At 34.4% G+C, this 20,479-nt stretch carries 18 protein-coding genes; 8 read left to right on the top strand and 10 right to left on the bottom strand.

Going from position 1 to position 20,479, the window contains the following annotated elements:
- The first annotated feature begins 3 nt into the window (after positions 1 to 3).
- Both ACTJIW_RS10105 and ACTJIW_RS10100 read left to right on the top strand, forming a co-directional pair.
- Positions 4 to 1,119, top strand: coding sequence for a D-TA family PLP-dependent enzyme (locus tag ACTJIW_RS10105; protein ID WP_440716159.1), 1,116 nt, complete (start codon positions 4 to 6; stop codon positions 1,117 to 1,119).
- An 18-nt stretch (positions 1,120 to 1,137) separates the two neighbouring features.
- The gene (locus ACTJIW_RS10100; protein WP_440716160.1) at positions 1,138 to 2,208 is read left to right on the top strand and encodes a dipeptidase; all 1,071 of its coding nucleotides are present in this window, start codon (positions 1,138 to 1,140) and stop codon (positions 2,206 to 2,208) included.
- On the opposite strand, the gene ACTJIW_RS10095 is transcribed toward ACTJIW_RS10100, so the two are convergent.
- Positions 2,205 to 2,981 (bottom strand): DeoR/GlpR family DNA-binding transcription regulator, encoded by a 777-nt coding sequence (locus ACTJIW_RS10095; RefSeq protein WP_433814064.1) that lies wholly within the window; start codon positions 2,979 to 2,981, stop codon positions 2,205 to 2,207. The genes ACTJIW_RS10100 and ACTJIW_RS10095 overlap by 4 nt on opposite strands.
- 187 nt (positions 2,982 to 3,168) lie before the next feature.
- Here ACTJIW_RS10095 and ACTJIW_RS10090 point away from each other — a divergent pair, with 187 nt between their 5' ends.
- Positions 3,169 to 5,469, top strand: coding sequence for a family 20 glycosylhydrolase (locus tag ACTJIW_RS10090; protein ID WP_440716161.1), 2,301 nt, complete (start codon positions 3,169 to 3,171; stop codon positions 5,467 to 5,469).
- A 330-nt stretch (positions 5,470 to 5,799) separates the two neighbouring features.
- Here the strand turns inward: ACTJIW_RS10090 and ACTJIW_RS10085 are convergent, their stop codons facing one another.
- The 3 genes from ACTJIW_RS10085 to ACTJIW_RS10075 all read right to left on the bottom strand — a co-directional run bounded on the left by ACTJIW_RS10085 (position 5,800) and on the right by ACTJIW_RS10075 (position 9,323).
- Complete coding sequence (locus ACTJIW_RS10085; protein WP_012022764.1) at positions 5,800 to 6,546, bottom strand: succinate dehydrogenase/fumarate reductase iron-sulfur subunit; 747 nt, start codon at positions 6,544 to 6,546, stop codon at positions 5,800 to 5,802.
- A gap of 95 nt (positions 6,547 to 6,641) precedes the next feature.
- The gene (locus tag ACTJIW_RS10080; RefSeq protein ID WP_012022765.1) at positions 6,642 to 8,642 is read right to left on the bottom strand and encodes a fumarate reductase/succinate dehydrogenase flavoprotein subunit; all 2,001 of its coding nucleotides are present in this window, start codon (positions 8,640 to 8,642) and stop codon (positions 6,642 to 6,644) included.
- 15 nt (positions 8,643 to 8,657) lie between these two features.
- Positions 8,658 to 9,323, bottom strand: coding sequence for a succinate dehydrogenase cytochrome b subunit (locus tag ACTJIW_RS10075; RefSeq protein ID WP_073410388.1), 666 nt, complete (start codon positions 9,321 to 9,323; stop codon positions 8,658 to 8,660).
- Positions 9,324 to 9,679: 356 nt separating this feature from the next.
- Between ACTJIW_RS10075 and ACTJIW_RS10070 the strand changes: the two genes are divergently transcribed.
- Complete coding sequence (locus ACTJIW_RS10070; protein ID WP_440716162.1) at positions 9,680 to 11,041, top strand: hydroxymethylglutaryl-CoA synthase family protein; 1,362 nt, start codon at positions 9,680 to 9,682, stop codon at positions 11,039 to 11,041.
- Positions 11,042 to 11,236: 195 nt separating this feature from the next.
- Here ACTJIW_RS10070 and ACTJIW_RS10065 read toward each other — a convergent pair whose 3' ends face one another.
- Positions 11,237 to 12,397, bottom strand: coding sequence for a hypothetical protein (locus tag ACTJIW_RS10065; RefSeq protein ID WP_440716163.1), 1,161 nt, complete (start codon positions 12,395 to 12,397; stop codon positions 11,237 to 11,239).
- A gap of 41 nt (positions 12,398 to 12,438) precedes the next feature.
- A complete protein-coding gene (locus tag ACTJIW_RS10060) occupies positions 12,439 to 12,648 on the bottom strand; it encodes a hypothetical protein (RefSeq protein WP_044047456.1) in 210 nt (69 codons plus the stop codon).
- Positions 12,649 to 12,751: 103 nt separating this feature from the next.
- On the opposite strand from ACTJIW_RS10060, the gene ACTJIW_RS10055 reads away from it, so the two are divergent.
- Positions 12,752 to 13,123, top strand: a complete 372-nt coding sequence (locus ACTJIW_RS10055) for a hypothetical protein (protein WP_073410381.1) — start codon at positions 12,752 to 12,754, stop codon at positions 13,121 to 13,123.
- Positions 13,124 to 13,293: 170 nt separating this feature from the next.
- On the opposite strand, the gene ACTJIW_RS10050 is transcribed toward ACTJIW_RS10055, so the two are convergent.
- From ACTJIW_RS10050 to ACTJIW_RS10035, 4 genes are all read right to left on the bottom strand, one after another.
- A complete protein-coding gene (locus ACTJIW_RS10050; RefSeq protein ID WP_440716164.1) occupies positions 13,294 to 13,851 on the bottom strand; it encodes a hypothetical protein in 558 nt (185 codons plus the stop codon).
- A gap of 101 nt (positions 13,852 to 13,952) precedes the next feature.
- Positions 13,953 to 14,693, bottom strand: a complete 741-nt coding sequence (locus ACTJIW_RS10045) for a LytTR family transcriptional regulator DNA-binding domain-containing protein (RefSeq protein ID WP_440716165.1) — start codon at positions 14,691 to 14,693, stop codon at positions 13,953 to 13,955.
- A 423-nt stretch (positions 14,694 to 15,116) separates the two neighbouring features.
- The gene (locus tag ACTJIW_RS10040; RefSeq protein WP_012022773.1) at positions 15,117 to 15,716 is read right to left on the bottom strand and encodes a hypothetical protein; all 600 of its coding nucleotides are present in this window, start codon (positions 15,714 to 15,716) and stop codon (positions 15,117 to 15,119) included.
- Complete coding sequence (locus tag ACTJIW_RS10035; protein ID WP_440716166.1) at positions 15,713 to 17,104, bottom strand: polymer-forming cytoskeletal protein; 1,392 nt, start codon at positions 17,102 to 17,104, stop codon at positions 15,713 to 15,715. The genes ACTJIW_RS10040 and ACTJIW_RS10035 overlap by 4 nt, the downstream gene beginning before the upstream one ends.
- Before the next feature lie 127 nt (positions 17,105 to 17,231).
- On the opposite strand from ACTJIW_RS10035, the gene ACTJIW_RS10030 reads away from it, so the two are divergent.
- From ACTJIW_RS10030 to ACTJIW_RS10020, 3 genes are all read left to right on the top strand, one after another.
- Positions 17,232 to 17,636, top strand: a complete 405-nt coding sequence (locus ACTJIW_RS10030) for a helix-turn-helix domain-containing protein (RefSeq protein ID WP_121359924.1) — start codon at positions 17,232 to 17,234, stop codon at positions 17,634 to 17,636.
- Between the two features lie 465 nt (positions 17,637 to 18,101).
- Entirely contained in the window at positions 18,102 to 19,394 is a 1,293-nt protein-coding gene (locus tag ACTJIW_RS10025; protein ID WP_073410374.1) for an aminopeptidase P family protein, read from the top strand.
- Positions 19,387 to 20,301 (top strand): alpha/beta fold hydrolase, encoded by a 915-nt coding sequence (locus ACTJIW_RS10020; protein WP_440716167.1) that lies wholly within the window; start codon positions 19,387 to 19,389, stop codon positions 20,299 to 20,301. Before ACTJIW_RS10025 ends, ACTJIW_RS10020 begins: the two co-directional genes overlap by 8 nt.
- Positions 20,302 to 20,479: the final 178 nt, after the last annotated feature.

Below are 20,479 nucleotides of genomic sequence, written 5' to 3'. Positions count from 1 at the left end.
GTTATGGAAGAAAATTGGTGGAAAATTAAATCTGATATCTTAATTGATACGCCGTTTTTAGCTGTTTACGAAGATCGTATCCGGTTTAATCTGGAGCGTCTTATTGGCTCAGTAAGCGGTGACACACAAAAACTAAGACCTCATATTAAAACACATAAGATTGGCGAAATTCTGGAATTGTTTAAAATCTATAATATCAAAAAGATAAAGTGTGCCACAATTGCCGAAGCTGAACTTGCTGCGATTCACGAAATTCCAGATGTTCTTCTCGCCTACCAGCCTGTTGGAATTAAAAAGGAAAGATGGATTTCGCTGCTTCAAAAATATCCGGATACTTATTTTTCGGCTATTGTCGACAATCTGGAATCGGCGAAAGCCCTAAATGAAACGGCTAAAGAAAACAACCTGAAACTGAATGTTTATCTGGATTTAAATACCGGAATGAACAGAACCGGATTCTCCATTTCGCAAGATTGGACGGCTTTAATTGATAAAATTGTTAAGTTAAAAAATCTTCATTTTGAAGGCATTCATATTTACGACGGTCATTTAAAAGGAACCGTTGAAGAACGAACCCATACAGCTTCAAACTCATTTTCTGAAATAAAAGAAAAAGCAGAAGCGATTGGGGAAAAACTGGGCTACGAATTAAAAATTGTTGCCGGAGGTTCTAATACATTTCCTTTTTATGCAGCTCAGGAAAACGTAGAATGCTGTCCTGGAACTTTTGTTTTTTGGGATTTTAATTACCAATCTAATTTGCCAGAACAAAATTTTAAACCTGCTTTGGTAATCGTTGGAACCATCATTTCAAAACCAACAAATTCTACGCTTTGTATTGACATTGGCTACAAAGCTGTTTCTTCAGAAAATCCAATTGATAAACGATTGGTGATTTTAAATGATGAAAATCTGATTCCGACAGCACATTCTGAAGAGCATTTGATTTTGGAAAACCAAGGAAAAAACGAGTATAAAATTGGTGACACCATTTATGCGCTTCCTTATCATGTCTGCCCTACCTGCGCACTTTATGATGCTGTTCAGGTTGTAAATAAAGGACATCAAATTTGCGATCAATGGAAAGTTGCGGCCCGAAGCAGAGAAATTAGTATATAAAATTTAAGTCAAAAATATATGTTTATAATAGACGCCCATTTAGACCTGAGCATGAATGCAATGGAATGGAATCGTGATTTAAGAAATGATGTTCCCACGCTGCGCAGTTTAGAAAAAGGAATGACCGACAAACCAGACCGTGAACGTGCAACGGTTTCATTTCCTGATTTACGCAAAGGCAATATAGGAATTGTGGTAGCTACGCAAATTGCAAGATTTGTAAAACCAGACAGTTTAATTCCGGGCTGGAATTCTCCTGAACAGGCCTGGGCACAAACACAAGGACAGCTGGCGTGGTACAAAGCCATGGAAGAAGCGGGAGAAATAACCCAAATTACAGATAAAAAATCGCTCCAGAAACAAATTGATTTATGGAACGACGGAACGTCAAACGATAAAAAACCAATTGGCTATATTTTGAGTTTAGAAGGTGCTGATTCCATTATTGATATTTCGTATTTAGAAAAAGCCTACAATTACGGATTACGTGCGATTGGCCCTGCGCATTACGGCCCTGGGCGTTATGCAAACGGAACGGACGCAACTGGAAAAATGAATCAAAACGGAATTGATTTATTAAAAGAAATGGAACGTTTAAATATCATTCTGGACGCAACGCATTTATGCGATGATGCTTTTTGGCAGGCTTTAGATAATTATAACGGCCCCGTTTGGGCAAGTCATAACAATTGCAGGAGTCTGGTTGATCATAATCGCCAATACAGCGATGAAATGATCAAAGCTTTAATTTCTAGAGGAGCCGTTATTGGCGGTGCTTTAGATGCGTGGATGCTGGTTCCAAATTGGGAAAGAGGTGTTTCGATGCCGTTAGAAATGAATTGCAATCTTGAAACCGTTTTCAAACACATGGATCACATTTGTCAATTGGCTGGAAATGCGAATCACATTGGCGTAGGTTCAGATTTAGATGGTGCTTTTGGTACAGAACAATCTCCGTATGATTTAAACACCATTGCCGATTTACAAAAATTGGTTCTGATTTTTAAAAACCACGGTTATTCAGATGAAGATTTAGATAAAATCTTTCACCAAAACTGGATCAACTTTTTAATGAAGAATTGGGATTAAATAAAAACTAAACTTGGAACTGCCTTCTTATACGCTTGTAATTTTTCGTCGCCGGGATCAACTTCCGTAACCACGTAATCTACTTCAGATAAGTTGGCAATTTTCATTTTTAGAACCGTATCCAGTTTTTCAGAAATCGTAAGAATCGCTGTTTTTTCTGAAGCCTGAATCATTGCTTTTTTTACCTGAACCGTTTCCCAGTCAGAATCTGAGAAACCGCCTTCGATATCTAAAGCATTGGTTCCTAATATTAATAAATCGACTTTAATATTAGCAAGTTGATTGTAAACGTCGCCGCTCACACACATTTGGCTGTACGAAGAAATGCTGCCGCCAATCATGATAATTTTAACGTTGGGTTTGTCTAAAAGTTCAACCGCAGACAAAACGGTAACCGTAAAAATAGTCAGATTTAAATCATTAGGAATTAAACGGATAAACTCTCTAATTGTCGTTCCGCCGCCAATTAGTAAAACCATTCCGTCACGAAGAAGACCTAATGTTTTTTGTGCAATAATTTGTTTAGATTCGCCCGCATAAGTCTGATTTGATGAAGAATGGTGATACGCTTTTGTCATCGCGCCGCCTTTTACTTTAATCAATAAAGATTCTGACTCAAGTTCATTTATATCACGTCTTACAGTATCTTCAGAAACAAATAATTTAGCCGAAAGGGTTTCAAAACTTACACGAGTATGCAAGTTAATCTCTTTTAAAATAAGATTTTTACGTTCTTCTTTAGTGTAATTAACCACTTCATTATCATTATTCATGCGAATTCTTTTTTTTGAACAAATGTAAACAATAAATGCAATATTCTTGCGAAACAAATTATAACACAAAGTAATTAAAAAGTTAATTACACTATTTTAAAGACATTTACACACAAATACCTTTTGCAAAAAAAATGCAAACTAACTAACAAACCTTAAATTTGTTTAACAAAACAAAAAAGTAACCATGCAAAAAAGTATATTTCTTCTTTTGATTTTCTGTTTCTCTTTCGGAAATGCGCAAAGTACTTCTGATAACACTTTGATAATTCCCGCTCCCAATTTTTATAAAACAAACGGAGACAGTATTCGCATAAACGGAAAAATCAAAATTACATTCGACAAAAATAAATACAGCGCAAAAGAATTAAAAACTGCACAAATTTTTGAGTCGGCTGTAAATGCTAATACACCAAATAAAAAAAGCAATATTGAAGTTTTATTTATTGCCGAAAAACCATCGCCGACTTCAAAAAAAGAAGGCTATAAAATAAATATTTCTTCTAAAAAAATAACCGTTACCGGAAATGAAGAGGGATTATTTTATGCGGTTCAGAGTTTATTGCAGCTTTTACCGAACCAGCCCAAAAATCAAGAAATAAAATTACCCTTTGTAACTATCGAAGACGAGCCCAGATACGACTACCGCGGGCTTCACCTCGATGTGTGCCGTCATTTTTTCCCGGTCAATGTTATAAAAGATTTTATCGCACAAATGTCATATTATAAATTAAATAATTTCCATTGGCATTTAACCGATGATCAGGGCTGGAGAATTGAAATAAAAAAATATCCAAAACTTACCGAAGTCGGATCTAAAAGAGCACAGACTTTAGTAGGCAATAAATTTGAACGATTCCCTTATTTTTTTGATGGAAATCCGTACGGCGGATTTTATACTCAGGAAGAAATTAAAGACGTTGTAAAATTTGCCGAAGACCATTATGTAAATATTATTCCCGAAATCGAAATGCCGGGTCATGCCACTGCGGCTGTAACGGCTTATCCAAATCTATCATGTTTTCCGGATCGAAATTATAAAGTTGTAGAATCATGGGGCGTTTTTGAAGATATTTTTTGTGCCGGAAAAGAAGAAACTTTTACTTTTTTAGAAGATGTTTTAACTGAAGTTATGGCTTTATTTCCGAGTAAATACATTCATATTGGCGGAGACGAATGCCCAAAAGCAAGATGGAAAGAATGTCCGAACTGTCAAAAGAGAATCGCAGCTTTAGGTTTAAAAGACGAACATGAACTGCAAAGCTATTTAACAACACGAATTGAAAAATTCCTAAACGCAAATGGAAGGCAAATCCTGGGCTGGGACGAAATGCTGGAAGGCGGACTTGCGCCAAATGCAGCTGTGATGTCATGGCGAGGCGAATCTGGCGGCATCAGCGCTGCGAAACAAAAGCATTTTGTAATTATGAATCCGGAACAAGTGCTGTATCTGGATTATAACCAAGGTTATTCTCCTCAGGAACCTTTAACAATTGGGAGATTAACAACGGTTGAAAAAATATACAATTACAATCCAACTCCTGTAGACAGCTTAACGGTTGAGGAGCAAAAATACATTATGGGCGTACAGTCTAATCTGTGGTCTGAATATTTGACAACTCCTGCGAAATTAAATTATATGATTTATCCGAGAGTTTTTGCTTTAGCAGAAATTGCGTGGACTGAACCCAAAAACAAAAATTACAACCGTTTTATTCTAAATCAAATTCCGCATCATTTAGAGAAACTGGAAGCACAAAAAAGAATTTATAAAGTCCCAATTCCTTTTGGGTCTGAAGAAACCGCTTTAATTGCATCAAACTATATTTTAGACTTAAAACCCACAATTAAAAACGGGCAGATTTTCTACACAATTGATGGTTACAATCCCGATGAAACGGCAGAACTTTATACAAAACCTGTAACGATACATATTCCAAAAGGAGAATTCCGAATTATAAAAACAGTCCAAATCAGTCCGAGCGGCAAAAAAAGTTCGATCAGTAAAATATTAGTTCGAAATCCGGATTTGAAACCGGCCTTAGCAGTAAAACCAACAAAAAGAGGTTTGAAATTCGATTATTATACCGGAACTTTTCAGCAGGTTCAGGATTTAGAATTGGTAAAACCAGTTAATTCGGGCATTTTTGGAGGCAAAATAAGTGCTGAAAAATGGAAAACGAAATCAGAGCGTTATATCGGCTTAAAATTTGACGGCTATATCTTTATCCCAGAAACAGCAAATTATACAATTTCAACGCTTTCTGATGACGGATCGAAGCTTTTTATAGACAATGAATTAGTTGTAAACAACGACGGCATACATTGGCTTAATGAAGCTTACGGAGTTGTTAAACTCGAAAAAGGATTTCATAAAATCAACATCAGCTATTTTGATCAGGTTGGAGGTACTACTTTAACTTGTTTTATACAGCAGGAAGGAAAAGAAAAACAGGAAATCAGTGAATCGCAGTTGTATTATGAATAAGAAAAAGATTGCATGAAAAGAATAACTCTTTCGATTCGACGTAATAACCAATAAATATTGTATCCCCAAAACCCCAGCGGGGTAAAATATGTATAGATTTTAAATAAGACAACCAAAAAAGCTCCGGAGGAGCGGCATGTTTTTTATAATCTAAATATGTGCCGCTCCTCTGGAGCTTTATATTACAAACATTTATTCTTTGCTATAAATGTTTTGCTTCTCCGAAGCTTAAAAAAGCTCCGGGATAAAAATTTTACAGAATGTCATAAACAAACAAAAAACGCTTCCGTCGTAACGAAAGCGTTTTTTAAATATACTAAATTGTACGTATTATCCTTTCAAGCTTGCTGCTAAATACTCACGGTTCATACGTGCGATATTTTCAAGCGAAATTCCTTTTGGACATTCGATTTCGCAGGCTCCTGTATTTGTACAGTTACCAAAACCTTCTAAATCCATTTGGTGAACCATGTTTAATACACGGTCTGTTGCTTCAACTTTACCTTGTGGTAATAATGCATATTGAGAAACTTTTGCAGAAACGAATAACATTGCTGAAGAGTTTTTACAAGTTGCAACACAAGCTCCACATCCAATACAAGCTGCAGCATCAAATGATTTATCTGCGTCGTCTTTTGGAATTGGAATAGTATTCGCGTCGATTGTATTTCCTGAAGTATTTACAGAGATAAATCCTCCTGCGTGCTGAATTCTGTCAAAAGAACTTCTGTCAACAACTAAATCTTTAATTACCGGGAAAGCTTTTGCTCTAAATGGTTCGATAAAAATTGTATCGCCATCTTTAAACATACGCATGTGTAACTGACAAGTTGTAACACCTCTGTCTGGTCCGTGCGCTTCACCGTTGATGAATAAAGAACACATTCCGCAGATTCCTTCACGACAATCGTGGTCAAATGCTACAGGCTCTTCTCCTTTGTTAATTAAACCTTCGTTAAGAACGTCTAACATTTCAAGGAAAGACATATCCGGCTCGATTCCATCAATAGGATATTCTACAATCCCTCCTTTATCTTGAGCGTTTTTTTGACGCCATATTTTTAATGTAAGTTTCATACTGTTTGAGTTTGAAAGTCATCAAGTCGAAAGTCGAAAGTCGCTTGGCACATTCTGCCTTTTGACTTTAAGACTTTGGGCTTTCGACCAAATTCTTATTTATAGCTACGCTGTACTAATTTAATGTTTTCGTAATTAAGTGGTTCTTTGTGTAATACGGCATCACTTGGTTTTCCTTTGTATTCCCAAGCTGCAACGTATGCAAAGTTATCATCGTCACGAAGTGCTTCTCCTTCTTCTGTCTGGTATTCCTCACGGAAGTGACCTCCACAAGATTCGTTACGGTGTAAAGCATCTTTAGCGAACAATTCTCCTAATTCTAAGAAATCGGCAACACGAGTTGCTTTTTCTAATTCCTGATTAAATTCGTAAGGGCTTCCAGGAACTTTTACATCTTTATAAAACTCTTCACGTAAAGCAGCAATTTCTTCGATAGCTTCAGTTAATCCTTTAGCGTTACGAGCCATACCTACTTTATCCCACATGATTTTTCCAAGTTTTTTGTGGAAATAATCTACAGAATGTTTACCGTTGTTATTGATAAATTTATTGATTTGATCTACAACCGCTTTTTCAGCTTCAACAAATTCTGGTAAATCTGTAGAAATTGGTCCCATTTTAATATCCGGAGCTAAATAATCTCCAATAGTATATGGCAATACGAAATATCCATCAGCTAAACCTTGCATTAAAGCAGAAGCTCCAAGTCTGTTTGCTCCGTGATCAGAGAAGTTAGATTCTCCAATTGAGAAACATCCAGGAATTGTAGTCATCAAGTTATAATCAACCCAAGTTCCTCCCATTGTGTAGTGAACCGCCGGGTAAATCATCATTGGTGTTACATAAGGATCTTCGTCAACAATTTTCAAGTACATTTGGAATAAGTTTCCGTATTTACTTTTTACGATATCAGTTCCTAATTTAGTAATTAAAGCTTTGTCATTTTCATTCAAACCTTTTACGTGGGCAGCTTCTTTTCCGTAACGTTCGATAGCCGCCGCAAAATCTAAATAAACTGCTTCACCCGTTTTGTTAACACCAAAACCAGCATCACATCTTTCTTTAGCCGCACGAGACGCAACGTCACGAGGAACTAAGTTACCAAAAGCAGGATATCTTCTTTCTAAGAAATAATCTCTTTCTTCTTCAGATAAATCAATTGCTTTTTTCTTTCCTTCACGAATAGCTTTTGCATCTTCCAAGTTTTTTGGAACCCAAATACGACCGTCATTACGTAAAGATTCAGACATCAAAGTCAGTTTTGACTGGTGATCTCCTGAAACCGGAATACATGTTGGGTGAATTTGTGTGTAACAAGGATTTGCGAAAAACGCTCCTTTTTTATGAATTTTCCAAGCTGCTGTTGCGTTACTTCCCATAGCATTTGTTGAAAGGAAAAATACGTTTCCGTATCCTCCAGAACCAATTACTACCGCGTGAGCAGAATGTCTTTCTATTTTTCCTGTAATTAAATCACGAGCGATAATACCTCTCGCTTTTCCGTTCACGATTACAATGTCAAGCATTTCGTGACGGTTGTACATTTTAATTTTTCCACGACCAATCTGACGGTTCATTGCAGAATAAGCTCCTAACAATAATTGCTGTCCAGTTTGTCCTTGTGCATAAAATGTACGAGAAACCAAAGTTCCTCCAAAAGAACGGTTATCTAAAAGTCCGCCATATTCACGAGCCAATGGCACACCTTGAGCCACACACTGGTCGATAATATTTGCAGAAACCTCAGCCAAACGGTGAACGTTTGCCTCACGTGCACGGTAGTCACCACCTTTTACAGTATCGTAGAACAATCTGTAAACTGAGTCACCGTCACCTTTATAATTTTTTGCAGCGTTGATACCTCCTTGTGCAGCAATAGAGTGCGCACGACGTGGAGAATCTTGGAAGCAGAATGCTTTTACGTTGTATCCTAACTCAGCCAAAGTAGCCGCAGCTGAACCTCCAGCTAAACCTGTACCAACTACAATAATATCTAAATTACGTTTGTTAGCAGGGTTTACTAAATTAATATGATCTTTATAATTTGTCCATTTGTCCGCTATAGGACCATTTGGAATTTTTGAATCTAATGCCATTATAATTGATATTAATTATTGTTTGAAATGATGAAATAAAGCGATAATTACGAAAGCTGCAGGAACTACCACTGCAAACCAGTAACCTACTTTCGCTAAAAATCTAGAGTATTTGTTGTGCATCCCTACAGATTGAAGAGAAGATGCAAACCCGTGCCATAAGTGAAATCCTAAAAGGATGAAAGACACACAGTATAATGCTGTACGAACCGGGCTTTGAAATTTATGAACTAACTCTCCATAATACCTTGTAGCATCTGGTGCCGTACCAGCTATATATTTATAGCTAACTTCAGGAAACCAGAAATCATAGAAATGCAATCCTAAGAAAGCCAAAATAACCAATCCAGAAATAATCATATTTCTAGAACTCCAAGAAGCATTTGCAGCTCCGTTGTATTTAGCATATGCAATTGGTCTTGCCGCGCTGTTTTGAGCAGTAAGTACAAATCCCATTACGAAATGAAAAATTACTCCAAATGCCAAAACTGGCTGCATTACATATTGTATCAGCGGATTGTATCCCATAAAGTGAGAAGCCTCGTTAAAAACGTCTTCACTCAAAATAGAAATAAAGTTTAAGGAAACATGCAGCGCTAAAAACGTGATTAAGAATATTCCCGAAAGAGCCATAGCTACTTTCTTTAAGATGGAAGCATTCAATAGTGCAGATTGTGCCATAAGTGTTTAAGTAGTTTGTTTTAAAAAATTAGACAAAAATAACTCAATTACAAAAGAACTACAACCATTTCGCTGTTATTTATAATGATTTTAAAATAGATTAAACATACGTACTTTTACGTACAATAATTGAGCTGCTTAAAAATAATTTACTATAGAAGCCCCAAAGCAATGCTTTTCAAGCCTTAAAAGAAAAAATCTATTCTAAGTAGATTACTAAAAATTTATCATATTGTTATTTTATTCAAAGTTTTGATTTGTTTTCTTCAAAAGTGTTCTATGTCCGGAATTTTATCAAAGTAAAAAATTGTCATTCCGCAACATAGTTTTACCTTTAGCGGCTCAAAAAATTAAGAATGAAAACAGGAATTGATGCTATATCTTTTGATGTAGCAAACATACATTTACCCATAAAAACTTTGGCCATTGCCAGAAATATTGAACCAGAAAAATTAGAAAAAGGTCTTGGATTACTAAAAATGACTTTCCCGGACGTTCATCAGGACGCTGTTGTTTTTGGAGCAAATGCTTTAACCAAGCTTGTCATTGATAATAAAATTGACTTAAAAGAAATAAGCCGAATTTATGTTGGTACCGAAAGCAGCATCGACAGCTCTAAACCAATTGCTTCTTATTTAATCAGCTTAATGGAGCAAAAATTTGGCGAAGATTCATTAGCAGAATGTGATGTTGTAGATTTTACTTTTGCCTGCATTGGCGGAGTTGACGCGATGCAAAACTGTCTTGATTTCGTAAAATTAAATCCAGCAAAAAAAGCAATCGTAGTTACTTCTGATTTTGCAAAATACGACTTAAACTCTGGCGGAGAATATACGCAAGGTGCCGGAGCAGTTGCAATGCTGATTACCTCAGACCCAAAAATTATTGCTTTTGATGACAATTGGGCAACAAGCACAAAAGGCGTTTTCGATTTCTTTAAACCATACAGAACCATCTCTAAAGAAGAAATCACTAAAAACACCAGCAACGATTCTTGGTTTGATAATTTAGAAGCCGAAATCGAAATCCATAAAGACCAGCCGGTTTTTGACGGACAATATTCCAACCAATGTTATATGGATCGTACGCGCAATGCTTACTTTTCATTCAAAAAATTAAAAAACACTACCGAAACTCTTTATAACACTTGGCACAGTATCGTAATGCACCTGCCATATTCTTTTCAGGGAAGAAGAATGTTATCTGAAATCTACGCTTTAGACAGTGCCGAAAAAATTATCGCTGATGATATTGCGACAGCCGATTATCAGACAAAAATTAAAGAAGTAGCAAAATCTGATGATTACAGAAGTTTTGTAACCGAAAAATTACAACCTGCAGAATTGGCTTCTTCTTTAATAGGAAACCTTTACACTGGTTCTATTTTCATGGGATTGCTATCGACTTTGGCTCATTTTTATGATACCAACAAAGATGTTGCAGGAACTAAATTTGGTTTCCTGGCTTATGGAAGCGGATCAAAATCGAAAGTTTTTGAAGGAACGATTCAGCCAGAATGGAAATCAGCTTTAGAAAACGTAAAGCTTTTTGAAAATTTAGCTGAAAGCACAGAAATTGATTTCAACACTTACGAAAGCCTTCATAAAAAAGAACAAAAACAAAGCGTAAGAACTCCAAAAAACGAATGGGTTTTAGACAGAATCGAAAAAGAGATTCCTGTTTTAATTGGAGCTCGTTATTATAAATGGATTGATTAAAAAATTCCAATAAAAAAAAACCGAAGCAATTGCTTCGNTTTTTTTTTATAACACAAAGTTTGTCATTGCGAGGAACGAAGCAACCACACTAACAATAATAAACGCGTTGAGATTGCTTCGTTCCTCACAATGACAATATTATAAATTACTTTAACCTCTATTTAAACAGAAAGACATTAAATATTACAACCAAAATTAAACTCCTAGAAAAATAACATCTAAACGATTTCTAGACGCAAAAGCTGATGATACCCTTAATGGCGCCCCCACAACTGCTGCAATTTTCAACGTTACAACATCTCCTGCATTTGCTTGAAAAATAGCTGGATAATGAATATTTAAATAACCACCTGCTGCAGTATAATAATATGTTTCATCACTTGAAAACAATACTCCATTTATAAATATCTGCACATAAAAAGATTTATTTTCAGCAACTGACCCATCATTAACAAAAAACGAATGAAAAATCAATTCATATTTTCCGGTATTAGGTGCGGTGTATGAATCAATTCCAGGAAGCGAATTGGAGACACCATAGTTTAGCATCAAATCACTGCCAATATTACAGTAATAGCTTTTATAATTAGAAGTTTGGGTTCCAATATTAGGTTGCCAAGTCCCTACACCATTTGCATCACTTGTTAACACTCTGCCAGCCACTTGTGTTCCATCTTTTATCTGCAAAGCTCCAGCTGTAGTACCATTATTGATCTGCAATTTTGTATTTGCTCCTCCTGTTAAAGCTGTAGCTGTATTAACTAAAACCTGCCCAGTAGAAGTAACACGCATTCTTTCAACATTATTTGTCTCTATTGGCAAATCAAAATTATCATTAGTTCCAATAGACTTAACAGCTCCATTATTATTCCCGTCAAGTATCCATGGTAAACCTGCAGACCAAACCACTTTTCCGGCGCTATTTGTAGTAAGCGTTGTATTTGATACTCCCGGCGCAATATCAATAATGGCATCACCGTCAAATAATTTGTTTGTTCCGCCTGTAATTGCTATAGTAGCATTTGTACTTAACAGAGAACCTTTTGCAAAGCCGTTTGATAAAGTCTCTTTTGTAATTGTTTTTAAAACACCATTAGCATCTGCAACTACAAGATTATCTGCTGCAGCACCCGTTTGCAGTCCTTTTAAAGCCAGAGTAAAAGCACTCGTTGTAGTTAAAACCGAAGGCTGTGTTAAAGCACCGCCCAGCTGAATATAACCATTATTAGCTGTAAGCCCGTTATTTACATAAGGGTTTATGGTAACTTTTTCTCCATACATGGTAACTACTGTCTTGGTTTGTGCAAAGACAAACACACTTTGAATCATCAATACTAAAAACGTAATTTTCTTCATTTCACTTATCTTTATTATTCTTAATTTTTGACATAAAATGTCTATTGTTTGTGCATTCGTTTTTTATCTTCTGCCACAAATTCTTTAATTAATTTCTCGCGATTAGCTATAATTTTAATCAAGACTTTTGTTGCTGTTTCATCACCTCGAAGAAACCTCATTTTAGCAGCCGGCACCTTAATACCCAACACAAGGGCAAGCAAAGTATAATCCCCATAAATTGTGCTCTTTTTAATTTGTTCGATTGTCATAACAAAAAAGTTTATTTATACCTTTGTTTATCACTGTAGCAAATATATACATAATTCTGTAAGTAAATGCATACAAATACAAAATTCTGTAAAGATTTTCTTAATGAACGATATAACTAAAAGATTTTTAGAGGTTTACAATTACTTAAAGGATCGAAACATGGTATCAAATCCTAAAAAATTTGCAGAGGAACTGAACATAAGCACATCTTTATTTACAGAAATCTGTAAACAAAGAACAAATGCAGGAATTACACCTATTCAAAATTTATTAAAAAGATATTCTGATATTGATGCCAATTGGATGATAACAGGCGAAGGATCTATGTTAAAAATCAGCACTCAAAATGCCGAATTAAATTCAAATATAGATTACAAAGAACTTGCCCAGGCAAGACTTGAAATTATAGAGTTGAAAAATGAAAAGATTGAATACCTGACCGAAAAATTAAAAAAATTAGAAAATCCAGAGTAAGAAATTAAAACAAAAAACCGAAGCAAATGCTTCGGTTTTTTGTTTCTATACCATACAGTTTGCCATCCTGAGCGAAGTCGAAGGACACACAAGCAGCTCTGCAACAATAATCCAATCTTTGTCGAGCAACTAACGCGTCCTTCGACTTCGCTCAGGATGGCAAGATTGTGTTAAAAAAACTTTGACAAAGTTCTTGGCACATAAAGCAACAACCCCAATCCTAAAACAAAAACCGCACAACTCAAAACCATCAAAATTTCATTTTTTAAAGCAAAAAAGGAAAATCCCACAGCAGCCGAACCAACAATTACCATTAAAGACTTTACAGTTTCTGTTTTTATAAAAGTAAATGCATGCAAAGCCAAACCAAGAAAAAGTAAAGATGGACCAACAGCCACAAACGGATAAAAAATTAATGGTGAATTGCTGATATGCTGACCTAATGCTTCTTTTGCAGTTTCATTATTTCCGTAACTTGACATTATAAAATCGATTGTGCAAAGTCCGATATGAGCTATAATGCCTAAAGCTGTCAAAACAGAAGCTACTTTATTTGTCTTTGTTTTTGGAAATGCGTCATTAAACGAAAGCAAAAAACAAGCTCCAATTAAATTAAACCAATGCGCAAAATCTATAGATTCGCTTAAACTTGGTAAAAGTTTAGAAAAGAATAAATAACTGGTTAGAAAAAACAGTAATCCGATTAGGCAACAATGTTTTGTTTTCATAATTTGTTTTAAAAATTGATGAAGCAAAACTAGAATGAAAATTTATCTGAAAGCTTTATTTTATTGACTTAGGTACGAAATGTATTATTTTAGGTATGAAATTACAATGCCAATAAAACATCTTTATAATTTTTCGAAACCGGAAGTTCAATTTGAGTTAAAATAATTGTATTTGCATTTCTCCAAGATTTAAAATGTGATGGATTTATTAAATGTGAACGATGTATTTGAACCAAAAATCCAAAATCGTCAAGCACTTTTTTGAGAGAAGATCGAATAAGTTTCGAATGGAGTTTATTATTTTCGATATAAAAAATCTCTATATAATTTTGTGCATTCGAAATACTGACCAAATCAGCTTTATTGATTTTTAGAATATCCAATCTGTTTTCTCCTCTAAAAAGCAAAACATCTTTCTCCTTTGGAATAAGTTTAATTAAATATCTTCTTGCGAGAATAATTACAGGTGTCAAAATCAAAGCGACTTTTATAAAGATTATCAAAAAGAATTCTGAAAAATCATATCCACCATTTAAAATTGGACTTTTATAAAAAGCAAAAACTCCAATTAAATACAGTACATAAAATAGAAAAATGGCTGTTATTTCTAAACTGATATTCCACTTCCCTATTCTTTTGTAAAAGCTTTTTTGAATAAAAGCTAAAAGACCATAACACAAAAATGCCATTACACTAAAACCAAAACTGATTAAAAACCAAACTCTGAAATTTATGGTTCCGTCATCAAAAGGTTTTATAACAAAAGCAAAAACGAAAAGCCATAAACTAATGAGAATGGCAATTACTAAATGATGCTTTATTGATGGATTTAGTTTGTTCATCCTAATTATTTTTTCACAATCTTGTCATTTCGACGAAGGAGAAATCTTCGCAAGTAACTCCGTTTCAACAAGCCAATCATTGCCGAGCTTCTCGTGAAGATTTCTCCTTCGTCGAAATGACAAACTAGACTGATAATTCTTTATTTATAAATCGTAAACTTATTATGACTTAACCTAAAACCCAAATTCTCATAAATTGCGACATTCTCTACACGTTTTTTATTTGTCGTTACTTCGATACTTTTTAGGTTATTTTTCTCAGCAAAATTCAAAATCTAGAATTTCCTTTTCGAGTTCGCAGATTGCTTTGTAAACGAAATCTAGATCTTGATTTTGTATTTTTCTGATTTTAGTTTTTTCATCTTTCATCTTAAAAATCAATTAGCTTAAACAAATTCTCCCAACCATTTTAATTTGCAGGTTTTATAATAAAGTTCCTTTTCTAGGTTCAATAAGCCATTCAATAGTAACAACTTTTGAACATTTATCTTTCACATCACTTCCCGCCCAATCAATTAAAATTGCGGCACCATCATTTTTAATTTGATCTTTAACAAAATCAAATGTTTTTATAGCTCCAACAGGACCTTCTCCACTTAAATCAAAAACTATATTTCTTGTTTTCGTAAAAAGAGAATATAAAGAAAGTAACTTTTTTTGACTATAATCAAGGCTTTTTACTTTGTCTTTTTTAGAGATACCGTTTTCTTCAAAGATTTTTGGCTCTGAGTCTTCATGCAAATTTGTATTTCTTTTTAAGTATCTACTTACTGTTATAGAATTAAAAATGCGTACAAATCTTGATTCTTTAAAATTCTCTGCAAAAGTTAAGGGCTGTACTATCTTTATATTTTCATGTTGTATTTTTCCTGTAAAAATATCTACTAACTCAGCTTTCATTTCATAAAAGTAAGCTGTTCCGTATATGTGAATGAGAAGCAGTTCTCCTTTTTTAAGTTCGAAAGGCGGTATAAAATATTCTTTGGTTCTTATTCCTTTGCTTTCTATTAATAGCTCTTTCATTTCTCAAGTCGTTCAAATTTCTGTTTGTATTTTTGAACATATTTATTCCACTCCTCATCATTTTTATAAACAGAAAAAGCATATTCAACGGTTTCTTTACTAAAATGATTTCCAAAAATATTCTCCAAATATTCTATTCCTGAATCGATTACTTGTTTTAAAACCTGTAGTTTATCAATTCCAGTTGCTTTACAGGCTTTATCCAGCCACAGTCCTTTTCCAATTTTCACATATTCTACAAGAAGATTTTCTGTTATAAATTGAGAAGGAACATCGTTGATATCGGGTTCATGTCTTCCGTTTTTAAAAACTAACAAAATCAATTCTTCCGAATAATAATCTTCTGGAATTAATCTCAGCATTGTACCGTTTTCTGCCGCTTTAAAACATAGTTCTTTCGTTATAAATTCATCAGGAATTACCTGAATTGCAAAACCATCTTTATTGACTAATTTTTCGCAGAGTTCAAAAGTTATAAAATCCTGATCAACAAACGGCAAAGCGTGAAATGTAATATTCAATGCCAAATTGCAGAGTTCTTCGGTTTTAAATTGCTTCGGAACTAGTTTAAGATCTCTGTAATTTGTCAAAACACGATCGCGCCAATATTCATAGGTTTTAGCGGGCGGATTATTTTGTTTTAAAACCAATTCGCCTCTTGCTAAATCTCGTTCTAATTCTTCAAAAGTTTCAATTAACGGATTATCAAGTAATTTGCGAAGTTCGTTTGAGATAATTTCTTCATCGGTTTCATCATCATATTCACATTCATTTTTCGGATCAATTTCATCTCTATCATTATAATAAAACAAATCATTTTTTCTTTCTGCAAATGCTGTATTGTGATCTGTTACGATAAAAACTGGTGAATTTATAGAACCCGAACAATTAAAACTTCCATGATTGTAATACGTCATCACAACTTCTTTTGCTGTAACATTTCCTTTTACTTCAACATTGGCACCGCCAAGTAAAAGACTTTGGCAGTTTATATTTCCGTTGATAAAAATATATGGTCCATAATCGCCTTCGGCATTAATCATTGAACCGCTTACAGAAAGATTTCCGTTTATAAAAATGCCTTCAATTCTTATTTCTTCAATTTTTTTAGCCGGAAGATTTAGCAATTTAGCCAGCCATTTTTTCTCTTTATCTTCATAAAGGTCTAAATAAAAATTTCCTTCAAAATTGGCATTTTCTTCTGCCGTTAGAAAAAAATCTTCGTCTTCCCATTCATCAAAATAATCAAACTTTTCATCCTCAGTTAAAAAAGGATATTTGGTTTTGATTTCGGCTATTGTCGTTAATTTAAAATTGGAATTCTGCATTTTATTGGTATTGTTCGAAGTGTTTTTTTGAATATCAAGATTACGTAATTCTAAATTCAAAATCAAACGATAGTCAGAAAAGTTGTATTTTTACCTGCGAAAAGATTTACAATTTGTATCTCACAAGAAAAACCTTGTTTTCTACACAAACCAAATAAGGTAACAGAATTTTAAATATCTTTGAATCATGAGCACAGTAAAACCAAAACATATCGGCAGAAACATTAGCCGAATTAGAGAACTGAGAGATATGAAGCAGGAAGCGCTTGCTATTGCAATTGGTACAAACCAACAATCGATCTCGATTATTGAAGGAAGCGAAAGTGTTGATGAAGAAAAACTAAAGAAAATTGCGGAAGCTTTGGGAGTTTCAGCAGAAGCTATTAAAAATTTTTCTGAGGATGCTGTTTTTAATATTATTGGAAATTCATATGATAATGGTTCTTCTTCTATAAATCATAACAATTGCACATTTAATCCGCTGGATAAACTTATTGAATCATACGAAGAGAATAAAAAACTTTATCAACAGTTAATTCAGGCTGAAAAAGATAAAGTTGCTTATTTGGAGAAGTTACTTGATAAGAAATAGAAATTTATTTTATAAAAAGAAAAACCGAAGTTTTGAAATTTCAAAAGCTTCGGTTTTTTTATGCTTATTGTTTTGTCATTCTTTGCGGAGTTACTTGTGAAGATTTCTCCTTCGTCGAAATGACAAGATTGTGTATATCTGCAACTTCTAAAAGAAAAAATCTGCTAAATCTGCGTGAGACAAAACAGACAATCTTTGTGGAGTTACTTGCGATCCTTCGACTTCGCTCAGGAAGACAAAACAAAACTTATACTTTGTGTTCTTTGCAACAAAAAACTTTGTGGCTTCGCGTCTTTGCGAGCAAAATCTCCTGCGCTCTTTGCGTAAACCTTAGCGCCTTTTGCGGTTAAATAAACTCCAAAAAATTAGAACCAAAACAAATAAGAAAACTTTAATAAATCTGCTATACGCCACTAATTCAAAAATCATTAATTTTGAAATTCAAAGTTCAAAAACGAAATAATTATGAAATATCATCAAATAAACAGCGCTCTTTTTGTAAAAAACCGCAGAAAGTTCATGGCTGAAATGAAACCTAATTCTGTTGCAGTATTCAACTCAAATGACATTTACCCAATTAGTGCCGACAGTACTTTACCATTTGCACAACACCGTGATATTTTTTACCTGAGCGGTGTAGATCAGGAAGAAAGCGTTTTGCTTTTGTTTCCAGATGCGCCTTATGAGCACCAGAGAGAAATTCTTTTTTTGAGAGAAACCAACGATCATATTGCTGTTTGGGAAGGTGAAAAACTGACTAAAGAACGTGCTTTTCAGGTTTCTGGAATTAGAACCGTTTATTGGTTACAGGATTTTCATAAAATTTTGAACGAAATGATGACGTATGCCGATACGATGTACATTAACACAAACGAACATTACCGCGCAACTGTTGAAACAGAAACCCGCGAAGCTCGTTTTGTAAAATGGTGGAAAGAACGTTATCCAGCACACAATGTTGCAAAAAGCAACCCAATTTTACAAAGACTTCGTTCTGTAAAAGAAAGCGAAGAAATCGATTTGATTCAGCACGCTTGTGATATCACAGAAAAAGGTTTCCGCAGATTATTAGGATTCGTAAAACCAAATGTTACGGAATATGAAGTTGAAGCCGAATTAGCTCACGAATTCATTCGCAACCGTTCTAAAGGTTTTGCATATACGCCAATTATCGCTTCTGGAAACAATGCAAATGTTTTACATTATATCGAAAACAACCAGCAATGTAAAGAAGGTGATTTGTTATTATTAGACGTTGCTGCAGAATATGCAAACTATTCAAGCGATATGACGAGAACAATTCCAGTTTCTGGACGTTTTACAGATCGTCAGAAAGCGGTTTACAATGCAGTTTTGAGAGTAAAAAACGAAGCGACAAAAATGCTTACGCCAGGAACACTTTGGAAACAATATCACATTGAAGTAGGTAAAATCATGACTTCTGAATTACTTGGTTTAGGTTTATTAGACAAAGCCGATGTTCAGAACGAAAATCCAGAATGGCCTGCTTACAAAAAATATTTCATGCACGGAACTTCTCACCACATGGGACTTGACACGCACGATTACGGATTGCTTCACGAACCAATGAAACCAAATATGGTTTTTACAGTTGAACCGGGAATTTATATTCCAGCAGAAAAATTCGGAATTCGTTTAGAAGATAACGTTGTGGTTCAGGAAAAAGGAGAACCTTTCAACTTGATGCGCAACATTCCTGTTGAGGCTGATGAGATTGAAACATTGATGAATGAATAATTCCCTGATGAAAAAGATTTTTCTCTTTGGCTTCTTATTGTTTCTGGCAAATATTTACGCGCAAACCGAAGGTTATGCCGTAAATAACGACGGAAGCAAAACATATTACAAAACATTCGGAAAAGGTGAACCGCTTTTAATTATAAACGGCGGCCCGGGAATGAACAGTAATGGTTTTGAAGATATGGCAAAAACTTTGGGCGAAAATCAGCAAACGATTATTTACGACCAAAGAGGAACCGGAAAATCAAAACTTTCAAAATTAGACGCTAAGACAATCTCTATTCGTTTAATGGCTGATGATATTGAATCATTGAGAAAACATCTTAAAATCAAAAAATGGAATATTCTCGGGCATTCTTTTGGAGGAATGTTGGGTTCATATTACGCAACTATTTATCCTAACAGTATCAATAAATTGATTTTATCTTCTTCTGGAGGTGTAGATTTATCTTTATTGAAAGGCCCGAATTTAATCGAATCGAATCTTTCGAAAGTTGAAATAGATTCTATGAATTACTGGAATGACAAAATCGAAAAAGGCGATACATCTCACAAAGCAAGACTCGGACGTGGTCGCGCCATGGCTCCGGCCTATGTTTACGATCAAAAATTTATTCCGATTATTGCCGAAAGATTAACTCAGGGAAATTCGACAATCAATGGTTTGTTATGGTCGGACATGCAGAAAATGAATTTTGACTGTAAATCTAAACTGAAGAATTTCAAAAATCCTGTTTTAATTATTCAGGGAAAAGAAGATATTATCAGCAATGAAATTGGAGAATTGGCACACAAGACTTTTCCAAATTCGAAATTGATTTTATTAGAACATTCTAAACATTACGGATGGCTTGATGCCAGAGAAAAGTATTTCGATGATATTAATTCCTTTTTAAAATCATAAAAATTAAAAAGCTGTTTCAAAAGGACAGCTTTTTTGCTTCTCAAATATTTGCAAAATTTATTCTATGTGTAAAACCTCAGCGGGGTAAAATATTTATAGATTTTAAATAAGACAAATAAAAAAAGCTCCAGAGGAGCAACATATATTAAGAATGTATAAAAATATGTCGCTCCTCCGG

The sequence above is a fragment of the Flavobacterium sp. 22659 genome (genome assembly GCF_052044235.1).
Classification (GTDB): domain Bacteria; phylum Bacteroidota; class Bacteroidia; order Flavobacteriales; family Flavobacteriaceae; genus Flavobacterium; species Flavobacterium johnsoniae.
This window is presented reverse-complemented; position numbering and strand designations above follow the sequence as displayed.